Here is a 9,640-nt window from a genome sequence, read left to right on the forward strand (position 1 = left end):
CATGGGCCGCGCGCACGCGGACGCCGCCCAGGCCCGCACCGAGGCGGACGCCGAACGGGCCGCCGCCGCGGCCGGGCGGGCGGAGACCGCCGCGCTGCGCGGGCAGGTCGAGCAGGGCGGCGCCGAGCTGCGCGCCCTGCGCGGCGCGGTCCGCGCGGAGCTCTCCCGGCTGCACGCCCTGCTCGGGGCGCAGCTGAAGGGGTTCAGCGAGCCGCCGGTCGCCCCGGAGCCCGCTTCGGTCGAGCCCGCACCCGGCGGCGAGCAGGACCCGGCCTGGACCCCGACCCCCGGCACCGCGGACCTCTTCGACACTCCACCGCGCCCGGTGCCGCCCGTCCCCGCACAGCGCTCCGACACCGGTGAGAACCGCCACTCGTTACGATCCGGCTGACCGCGTAACACGTTGTCCTGCCGGATCAACCGGCTGATCCGGACGGCGTAGCCGTTCACCCGCCCGTCATCCGCCGTGCACCGCGCCGTCGATCATCACTCGAACGGCCCAGTTCTGGGCAACCGTGCGGCAACAGGAAACGCGAATCGGCGGAAACACCCCGTTCGTAGCGTTCCGAACCGCGGATCCGGTTTCCGGACCCGCCCATTCTCCACACCGTTTCACCCTCTCCGCACGCACATTCCGGACCCGGTGCATGTGGTGCAGCGTGCTGCCCCGACGACGACAATGCCGCGAAAGGTCACCCCATGATCCCAACCCGCGCGCGAAGGTCCCTGCTGACCGCCGCGCTCCTCTCCGTGGGCCTCGTCCTGACGGCCTGTGGGTCCCGTGTGGACGACGCAGGCGGCGGAGCCGCCGCCGAGTCCTGCGTGGACACGAGCGGGGACAGCGTCAAGATCGGCTTCCTGAACTCGCGCTCGGGCACCATGGCGATCAGCGAGAACACGGTGTTCGACAGCCTGCAGATGGCCGCCGACCAGATCAACGCGACCGGCGGGGTGCTGGGCAAGCAGCTCACGGTCGTCGCCGAGGACGGGGCCTCGGAGCCCACCGTCTTCGCGGAGAAGGCCACCAAGCTGATCCAGAGCGACTGCGTCGCGGCGGTCTTCGGCGGCTGGACCTCCTCGAGCCGCAAGGCGATGCTGCCGGTCTTCGAGTCGAACGACGCCCTGCTGTTCTACCCGGTGCAGTACGAGGGCCTGGAGTCCTCGAAGAACATCTTCTACACCGGCGCGACCACGAACCAGCAGATCGTGCCCGCGCTGGACTACCTGAAGGAACAGGGCGTCACCAGCCTGTTCCTGGTCGGGTCGGACTACGTGTTCCCGCAGACCGCCAACAAGATCATCAAGGCGTACGCAGCGGCGAACGGCATCGAGATCAAGGGCGAGGAGTACGCGCCCCTGGGCCACACCGACTTCTCGACCATCGTCGCGAAGGTCCGCGACGCGGGCGCGGGCGCGGTGTTCAACACCCTCAACGGTGACTCGAACGTCGCGTTCTTCAAGGAGTACAAGAACCTCGGCCTGACCCCGGCGACCATGCCGGTGCTGTCGGTGTCGATCGCCGAGGAGGAGGTCGGCGGCATCGGCGTCGACAACATCGTCGGCCAGCCGGTGGCCTGGAACTACTACCAGACCATCGACTCCCCGGAGAACAAGAAGTTCGTCGAGGAGTTCAAGACGACCTACGGCGCGACCAAGGTGACCTCCGACCCGATGGAGGCCGCGTACACCTCGCTGTACCTGTGGAAGGGCATGGTCGAGAAGGCCAACTCGTTCGCGGTCCCGGACATCCAGGCCGCCGCCGGGGGCGTCACGTTCGACGCCCCCGAGGGCAAGGTCACGGTGAACGGCGACAACCACCACATCGCCAAGACCGCCCTGATCGGCAAGATCGGCCCCGACGGCCTGATCTACACCGACTGGTCGAGCGGCGCCCCGATCGAGCCCGACCCGTACCTCAAGACGTACCCCTGGGCGGGCTCGCTCTCCGGCTGACCCACAACCCCGATGAACGAACGGCACTCTCGTTCACACCTAGTGAGCGAGAGTGCCGTTCGTTCGGTACTCCTTAAGGACGCGACGTGGACATCCTCGTCACCCAGGTCTTCAACGGCCTGTCCGGCGGCTCGATCCTGCTGCTCGCCGCGCTCGGCCTCGCCCTGACCTTCGGCCAGATGGGCGTCATCAACATGGCGCACGGCGAGTTCATGATGGCCGGCGCCTACACCGCCTACGTCTGCCAACAGCTCCTCGGCTCGGCCGGGGTGTCGCTGCTGGTGTCCCTGCCCATCGCCTTCCTGATCGGCGGCCTGCTCGGGGTGGTCCTCGAGGCGACCCTGCTGCGCCGGATGTACCACCGGCCGTTGGACACGCTGCTGGTCACCTGGGGCGTCTCGCTGATCTTGCAGCAGCTCGCCCGGGACCTGTTCGGCACCGCGGGTGTCGACGTCGCCGCCCCCGCCTGGCTCTCCGGCCCGGTCGAGATCCTCGGGTTCGCGTTCCCGCGCTCGCGGCTGTTCATCCTGGTCCTGGCCATCGTCGCGGTCGTCGCGGTCACGCTGGTCCTGAAGCTGACGCCGTTGGGCCGCCGGATCCGCGCCACGGTGCAGAACCGCCAGCTCGCCGAGTCCGCGGGCATCTCCACCCGCCGCACGGACATGCTGACCTTCTTCATCGGCTCCGGGCTCGCGGGCATCGCGGGCGTGGCGCTGACGCTGATGGGCTCGATCTCGTCGAACCTGGGCACCAGCTACATCGTCGACGCGTTCCTCGTCGTGATCATCGGCGGCATCGGCCAGATCAAGGGCGCGGTGATCGCGGCGTTCGTGCTCGGCGTGGCGCAGTCCTGGATCGAGTACTCGACGTCCGCGTCCATCGCCAAGGTGATCGTGTTCGCCCTGGTCGTGGCGTTCCTCCAGTTCCGCCCACAGGGGATCTTCCAGGTCCGGACGAGGAGCCTCGTATGACCTCGATCTTCAGGAGCCGCTATGCGGTCGGGATCGGGTTCCTGGTCGCCGCGGTGCTGCTGTTCGCCGTCGCCCCCGCCGTGCTCACCACCTTCCGGCTCGGCCTGCTCGGCAAGTACCTCTGCTACGCGATGGTCGCCGTGGGCATCGGGCTCGCCTGGGGCCGCGGCGGCATGCTGACGCTCGGCCAGGGCGTGTTCTTCGGCATCGGCGCCTACCTGATGGCGATGCACCTCAAGCTCGCCGACGCGGGACCCGGCGCGGTCCCGGACTTCATGGCCCTGATCTCGTCCGAGGGCGTGCCGTGGTGGTGGGAGCCCTTCCGCTCCGGCACCGTCACGATCATCGCGATCCTGGTCCTGCCCACCCTGCTCGCGGTGCTGCTGGGCCAGGCCACCTTCCGTCGCAAGGTCCGCGGCGCCTACTTCGCGATCCTCTCCCAGGCCCTCGCCGCCGCGTTCGCGATCCTGCTGATCGGCAACCCGGTGGCCACCGGCGGCTCGACGGGGCTCAACAACTTCAAGGGGTTCTTCGGCTTCTCGCTGCGTGACCCGGCGAACCGGCAGATGCTCTACTTCATCGCCGCGGCCGCGCTGCTGGTCATGGTCCTGGTCGCCCGCCAGCTGATGGTCAGCCGCTTCGGCGAGCTGCTGGTGGCCTGCCGGGACGGCGAGGAGCGGGTCCGCTTCCTCGGCTACGACCCCGCCACCGTCAAGACCGTGGCCTTCGCCGTGGCCGCGATGATGGCGGGCGTCGGCGGGGCGCTGTTCGTGCCCATCGTCGGCATCATCTCCCCCAACGACGTCGGCGTGGTCCCGTCGATCGGGCTGCTCATCGGCGTCGCGATCGGCGGCCGGACCACGCTCGCCGGGCCGGTGCTGGGCGCGATCGCCGTGGCCTGGGCCGAGACCTCGCTCTCCGAGCAGTTCCCGAGCGGCTGGACCTACGTCCAGGGGCTGATGTTCATGCTGGTCGTGGCGTTCCTGCCGGGCGGCCTGGCGTCGCTGGTGAAGTGGCGGCGCACGGCGAAGGCGGATCCCCCACCACCACCGGCAGCCGAGAAGGACCTCACCCCTGAGCCCGCAGGAGGTGCGCAGGCATGACCCCCGCCGACGTACTCACCACCGCGGAGGCGGCATGAACACCGCCGACGTACTCACCACCGCGGAGGCGGCATGAACACCGACTACCTGGAGCTGACCGGCCTCACCGTCAGCTTCGACGGCTTCGTGGCCGTCGACGGCGTAAACCTCTCCGTGCTCAAGGGGGACCTGCGGTTCCTCATCGGCCCCAACGGTGCGGGCAAGACCACCCTGATCGACGCCGTCTCGGGCCTCGTCCAGGCCACCGGCAGGGCCGAGTTCGCCGGGAAGGACCTGCTGGGGCTCAAGGTCCACCGGATCGCCCGGCTGGGCGTCGGCCGGACGTTCCAGACGGCGACGGTCTTCGAGGAGCTGACCGTCCTGCAGAACCTGGACATCGCCGCGGGTGCGGGCCGTTCGCCGTGGACGTTGCTGCGCAAGCGGTCCGGGGTGCCCGCCGCCGTCGAGGAGGCGATGGAGACCGTGGGGCTCACCGCGCTGGCCGACACCCAGGCGGGCATCCTCGCGCACGGCCAGAAGCAGTGGCTGGAGATCGGCATGCTGCTCGTCCAGGACGCGCGGCTGCTCATGCTCGACGAGCCGGTGGCCGGCATGAGTGCCGAGGAGAAGGACGAGACGGGCCGGCTGCTGCAGCGGATCTGCGCGGACCGGACCGTGGTCGTGGTCGAGCACGACATGGACTTCATGCGGTCCTTCGCCAAGTCCGTGACCGTGCTGCACGCGGGCAAGGTGCTGAGTGAGGGCTCGGTCGCCGAGGTGCAGGCCGACCCGAAGGTGCAGGAGGTGTACCTCGGGCCCGGGCACCACACCGCCGAGGAGGCCGCGATCGTGCTCGGGGAAGGGGCCTGACGTGCTCGTCATGGAGAACGTGGACGTCGCCTACGGGCGCACCGTCGTCTGCCACGGGGTGTCGGTCGAGGTGCCCGCCGACGGCGTCGCCGCCGTCATGGGGCACAACGGAGCGGGCAAGACCACGCTGCTGCGCGCGGCCGTCGGGCTGCTGCCGGTCCGGTCCGGCCGGATCCTGCTCGACGGCGAGGACGTCACCGGCACGGCCCCGCACCAGCGGGTCCGCCGCGGCCTGGCGTACGTGCCGCAGGGCCAGCAGTCCTTCGGCCAGATGACGACCGCGGAGAACCTGCAGGTCGTCGCGGACGGGCGCAGGCGGGGCCCGGCCCTGATCGACGAGGCGCTGGACCTGTTCCCGGCGCTGAAGGGCCTGCTGGGCCGCCGCGCGGGGCTGCTCTCGGGCGGCCAGCGCCAGCAGCTCGCGATCGCCCGCGCGCTCATCACCGAGCCGCGGCTGCTCATCCTCGACGAGCCGACCGAGGGCATCCAGCCGTCGGTCGTCGCGGAGATCGAGCGGACGATCCTGGAGCTGACCCAGCGGGGCGGGCTGTCCGTGCTGCTGGTGGAGCAGCACGTGGGCTTCGCGCTCGACGCCGCGGGCCGCTACTACGTCCTGGCCTCCGGCCGGGTCACCGCCGAGGGCTCCGGCGGCACGGCCGCCGCGGTCGACGTGCGGTCGGCGATGGCCATCTAGGGGCAGCTCGCCACGAGTGGCAGCGAGGCCCTGCTGCCCTTACCGTTCCGCCAATGCAGCACACGCACGACACCCCGGTCCAGCACGGTGAGTCGGACGACCAGATCTCCGTCTCCACGCGGGACGCGGGCGACGGGCGGGTCGTCGTCGAGGTGGGCGGTGAGGTCGACATGCTCACCTCCCCGCAGCTGCGCTCGGTCGTGCTCGGCGCGCTGACCGACGGGACGTCGACGGTGATCCTGGCGCTCGACGCCGTCACCTTCCTCGGTACCAGCGGGCTGGCCGTGCTCATCGAGGTGCGCGAGGCCGCCCAGCAGGCCGGGGTCGAGCTGCGGCTGGCCTGCACCGGTCGCCGGGTGCTCCGGCCGCTGTCCATCGCCGGACTCGTTCCGATGTTCGAGATCCGCGAGACCATCGAGGATGCCCTCGCAGAATGATGTGATGTAGGTCACATTTCACGGGTCTCGGCGTGCGTCGTTCGGCCGACCGCGGGACTCTGGTGACCCGTTGACCTGCACGGACACCACCGCGCCGCAGGTACTCCGCTCCTCCTCGCCCGCCGCCGTCCACTGTGCCCCGACCGCTCGCGCGTTTGGCCGCGAAAGCGTTGGGGAACTTCGCGGCAGATCGCCCGGCACGACGACGGGCCGCCGAGACGAGCGAAGAGGTGAGCCGAGTGAGCGATGTGTCCCGCCTCCCTGGCCCGATGGACCACGCCTGGCAGTGGCAGCGCCTGGGCGCCTGCCGGGGGATGGACAGCGCGGTGTTCTTCCACCCCGACGGCGAGCGCAACCCCTCCCGCTCGCGGCGGACGGCGCAGGCCAAGGCGGTGTGCGGCCGCTGCCCCGTGATGGACATGTGCCGCGAGTTCGCCCTGGAGACCCGCGAGCCCTTCGGCGTGTGGGGCGGGCTCGGCGAGTCCGAGCGCCGCGTGCTGCTGGAGCGCCGCGACCGACGCCTCGCACCCGTCGCCGTCTCCTGACCCCGACTCCGTTCGGCTCCTCCCGTGGCGTCGGGGGCCACGGGAGCACGCCGGACGACGATCGAGGGGCCGCCCCGGCCGGGGCGGCCCCTCGTCGTGTGTCGGTCCCCGGGGTCCGAGGCGGTCGACTAGTCGGTGACGACGCTCAGTTCGAGGCTGCGGTAGCGCAGCAGCGGGAGTCCGTAGACCCGCACGATCCGCTGCGCCGCCGCCACCACCGCGGTGCGCTCGGGATCGTTCGGGGCGGGCAGCGGGGCCACGCAGTAGACGCCGGACTCCGGGTCGAACCCCACCAGCTCGGACAGCGCCGCGACCAGCACGTCCGTCGCGTCGGCGCCGATCCGCCCGGACAACCCGAGCCGGTGCAGGTGCAGGTCCGGCAGGTCCAGGGCGGCGACGGCGGCCGCGAGACCGTCGTCCTCCTCGTCCTCGTCCTCGAACCCGTCCAGGTCGTCGAGCTCGTCGAGGTCGGCCCAGGCGCCGAGGTCGACGCCGCCGGGCGGCTCGGTCCAGACCGCCTCCGGGGAGACCTGCGGCGCAGGCACCTCGGCCGCGGTCGGCGCGTCGTCCCGCGCGATCAGCAGGTCCACGCGGCCCGCCTCGGCCACGAGCCGGGCGAGGTCGGACTCCGGGCGGAGCAGCTCCATCGGGCTCACGGCGACGGCGACCAGCCTGCGCCGGGCGACCGGTGTGCGGACGGGCTCGGCGCGCCGCTGCACGAGCCGGCCGATGCCTGCGACCTCCGGCACCGCGACCATCCACGCCCCCTCGCTCGACTCGGCCCCGTCGCCGCGCCGGACTCGCTCCGACCACTTCCTGACCGGTGTTAACGGCATCGTTTCCTGCCGAAGTCCTGCAATGCGCGAATCCACGACGAATGGACGCCGTCGGTCCGTGAACGGGCCACACGACCGGACAGCCGGTTAGCCCGTTCGGGTGCAACGGTCGCCGGCGCGGGACGAGCGGAGAGTCGGACACCCGGGCCGTCATCTCCCCCACACATCCCGGCCACCTCGGGCCCCGGCAGGCCGGCGTCGATCGTCCGTGGGCGCCGTTCCCGCAGCTCGCGCCCCCTCCGCCCGGTCGCGCCGGACCGGCCGGCGACGATCGACCACCGTCCGTCGGCGACCGGAGCAGCCGGTCCAGACGTCCGAGGGATGGACACCGCGTCCGTCCGGCGGTATCGCTCGTGCCCGCCTCCGCGGGCGGCCCCGCCCCTCCCCGACCCTCACCGGGCTCGGTAGGGTGCGCCGGGATCGGTTGAGCCACCAGCCGCCCGGCCATCCCGCCGCACCCGCGGCGGCCGTCGACCAGCTGGAGGTGAGGTCCGCCTTGTCCGCTTCGCGCGAACCCGCCCACGCCGGTGGCCTCGACGTCCGGCTGGACCGTTCGACGCCCTCCGTCCTCCTCCTGCGGGTGGTCGGGGAGATCGACACACTCACCGCCCCCACGCTCGAGGAGGCGCTCGGCGAGCTGCTCGCGGCCGAGCCCGCGGACGCCCTGGTGGCCGTGGAGCTGGCCGGCGTCGGCTTCCTCGCCTCGAGCGGGCTGGCGGCCCTGATCCGCGCGGCCCACCGGGCCGAGACCCAGGGGCGCGAGCTGCACCTGGTCGGCGGCTCGCGGGCGGTCACCCGCCCGCTGCAGGTCACCGGGTCGGACCGGCTGTTCGTCCTGCACGCCGACCTCGGCACACTGCCCTCGGCACCGAGCCGGGGACAGGCCCGACGGCCCGCGGATTGATTGAACCCGCCACGGGTAGCACCATGGCAGCCAAGGGGCACTCCGGCCCCGAGACAGGGAGAGAGGTCGCGTGTCCGAAGTGGATCCCGTCGGCAGCCTGGACGCGGTCGAGGCCGCCGGATCGGTCGTCGAGGTCCGCACCAGCGCCTCGGCCGCACTGATCCCCACCATCCGCGCGGTGGCGTCGGACCTCGCCGCGCGCGCGGACTTCGATCTCGACGCCATCTCCGACCTGCGCATGGCGGTGGACGAGGCCTGCGCGACCCTGGTGGACGTCGCGGCCCCCGGTTCCTCGCTGCACTGCGAGTTCACCGTGCTCGGCGAGAAGATCGAGGTGCACGCGCGGGTCGACACCACCGGCCCCGAGTCCACAGTGTCCACGGACACCTTCGGGTGGCGGGTGCTGCAGACGCTGGCGGACGAGGTCGAGCTACGGGTGGACGGCGGGCGCACGGTGGGCATCCGCCTGCACAAGCGCGCCGATCCGGCTCCCCGGTGAGTGCGGCCGACTCCGAGTACGGCCACCTGACCCCCCTCCTCGCGGAGTACTCGGGGCTCTCCGCCGACGACCCACGTCGCGAACGGCTGCGGGCCGAGCTCGTCACCGGCTTCCTGCCCATCGCCCAGCACATCGCCCGGCGCTTCGCGCACCGCGGCGAGCCGCTGGACGACCTGGTCCAGGTGGCCACCGTCGGCCTGATCAACGCCGTCGACCGCTACTCCCCGGAGAAGGGCACGGACTTCTTCTCGTTCGCCGTGCCCACCATCTCCGGCGAGGTGCGCAGGCACTTCCGCGACCAGGGCTGGTCGATGCGGGTACCCCGGCGGCTCAAGGACATGCACGTCTCGATCAACGGGGCCGTCTCGGACCTGTCGCAGCGGCTCGGCCGTGCACCGAAGCCGTCGGAGATCGCCGAACGCCTCGGTGTCCCCGTCAGCGAGGTGCTCGAGGGTCTGGAGGCCTCGGAGGCCTACCGCAGCTCGTCGCTCGACGAGATGCTGTCCTCGGAGCAGGGCAGCGCCACGGTGGGCGAGCTGGTCGGCGAGGCGGACGCCGAGCTGGACCGGGTCGACTACCAGGAGGCCCTGCGTCCGGTGCTCGCCGAGCTGGCCGAGCGGGAGCGCACCATCGTGATGCTGCGGTTCTTCGGCAACATGACGCAGACCCAGATCGCCGACCGCGTGGGCATCTCGCAGATGCACGTGTCGCGGCTGCTCACCCAGACGCTCGGCAGGCTCCGGTCCCGTCTGGACCCTGACACCCGTACCGGCTGACGGCCGGTGGACCAGCCACGCTTCGGTGAGCGCCTCCTCGAGCTCATGATGGAGTCGCTGCGTGCGGCGCTGC

General features: G+C 71.7%; 12 protein-coding genes. 11 read left to right on the top strand and 1 reads right to left on the bottom strand.

From position 1 onward, the window contains the following. The 8 genes from H5J29_RS10615 to H5J29_RS10650 form a co-directional block, all read left to right on the top strand. Window positions 1-391, top strand: a 391-nt coding sequence (locus H5J29_RS10615; RefSeq protein ID WP_220187241.1) for a hypothetical protein, incomplete at its 5' end; no start/stop codon positions are given. A gap of 308 nt (window positions 392-699) precedes the next feature. Continuing rightward, window positions 700-1,953: an urea ABC transporter substrate-binding protein gene (gene urtA / locus H5J29_RS10620; RefSeq protein WP_181780762.1), complete on the top strand. Its 1,254-nt coding sequence runs from the start codon at window positions 700-702 to the stop codon at window positions 1,951-1,953. A gap of 86 nt (window positions 1,954-2,039) precedes the next feature. Beyond that, window positions 2,040-2,924, top strand: coding sequence for an urea ABC transporter permease subunit UrtB (gene urtB / locus H5J29_RS10625; RefSeq protein WP_181780763.1), 885 nt, complete (start codon window positions 2,040-2,042; stop codon window positions 2,922-2,924). Continuing rightward, the gene (gene urtC, locus H5J29_RS10630; RefSeq protein ID WP_181780764.1) at window positions 2,921-4,027 is read left to right on the top strand and encodes an urea ABC transporter permease subunit UrtC; all 1,107 of its coding nucleotides are present in this window, start codon (window positions 2,921-2,923) and stop codon (window positions 4,025-4,027) included. Before urtB ends, urtC begins: the two co-directional genes overlap by 4 nt. Window positions 4,028-4,099: 72 nt before the next feature. Beyond that, a complete protein-coding gene (gene urtD / locus H5J29_RS10635) occupies window positions 4,100-4,876 on the top strand; it encodes an urea ABC transporter ATP-binding protein UrtD (protein WP_181780765.1) in 777 nt (258 codons plus the stop codon). 10 nt (window positions 4,877-4,886) lie between these two features. Next, window positions 4,887-5,570 carry an urea ABC transporter ATP-binding subunit UrtE gene (urtE, locus tag H5J29_RS10640; protein ID WP_220187243.1) on the top strand — a complete coding sequence of 228 codons (684 nt, stop codon included), beginning with the start codon at window positions 4,887-4,889 and terminating at the stop codon, window positions 5,568-5,570. A 53-nt stretch (window positions 5,571-5,623) separates the two neighbouring features. Next, window positions 5,624-6,007, top strand: a complete 384-nt coding sequence (locus H5J29_RS10645) for an STAS domain-containing protein (RefSeq protein ID WP_181780767.1) — start codon at window positions 5,624-5,626, stop codon at window positions 6,005-6,007. Window positions 6,008-6,246: 239 nt separating this feature from the next. Then, window positions 6,247-6,552: a WhiB family transcriptional regulator gene (locus tag H5J29_RS10650; RefSeq protein ID WP_312858150.1), complete on the top strand. Its 306-nt coding sequence runs from the start codon at window positions 6,247-6,249 to the stop codon at window positions 6,550-6,552. Window positions 6,553-6,680: 128 nt separating this feature from the next. On the opposite strand, the gene H5J29_RS10655 is transcribed toward H5J29_RS10650, so the two are convergent. Continuing rightward, a complete protein-coding gene (locus H5J29_RS10655) occupies window positions 6,681-7,310 on the bottom strand; it encodes a hypothetical protein (protein ID WP_181780768.1) in 630 nt (209 codons plus the stop codon). A gap of 502 nt (window positions 7,311-7,812) precedes the next feature. Here H5J29_RS10655 and H5J29_RS10660 point away from each other — a divergent pair. The 3 genes from H5J29_RS10660 (at window position 7,813) to H5J29_RS10670 (ending at window position 9,567) form a co-directional block, all read left to right on the top strand. Continuing rightward, window positions 7,813-8,292 (top strand): STAS domain-containing protein, encoded by a 480-nt coding sequence (locus H5J29_RS10660; protein WP_181780769.1) that lies wholly within the window; start codon window positions 7,813-7,815, stop codon window positions 8,290-8,292. Window positions 8,293-8,362: 70 nt separating this feature from the next. Then, the gene (locus tag H5J29_RS10665) at window positions 8,363-8,791 is read left to right on the top strand and encodes an ATP-binding protein (protein WP_312858151.1); all 429 of its coding nucleotides are present in this window, start codon (window positions 8,363-8,365) and stop codon (window positions 8,789-8,791) included. Further along, the gene (locus tag H5J29_RS10670; protein ID WP_181780770.1) at window positions 8,788-9,567 is read left to right on the top strand and encodes a SigB/SigF/SigG family RNA polymerase sigma factor; all 780 of its coding nucleotides are present in this window, start codon (window positions 8,788-8,790) and stop codon (window positions 9,565-9,567) included. Before H5J29_RS10665 ends, H5J29_RS10670 begins: the two co-directional genes overlap by 4 nt. Window positions 9,568-9,640: the final 73 nt, after the last annotated feature.

Origin of the sequence: Pseudonocardia pini (genome assembly GCF_013870575.1) — a bacterium.
GTDB classification, from domain to species: Bacteria; Actinomycetota; Actinomycetes; order Mycobacteriales; family Pseudonocardiaceae; genus Pseudonocardia; species Pseudonocardia pini.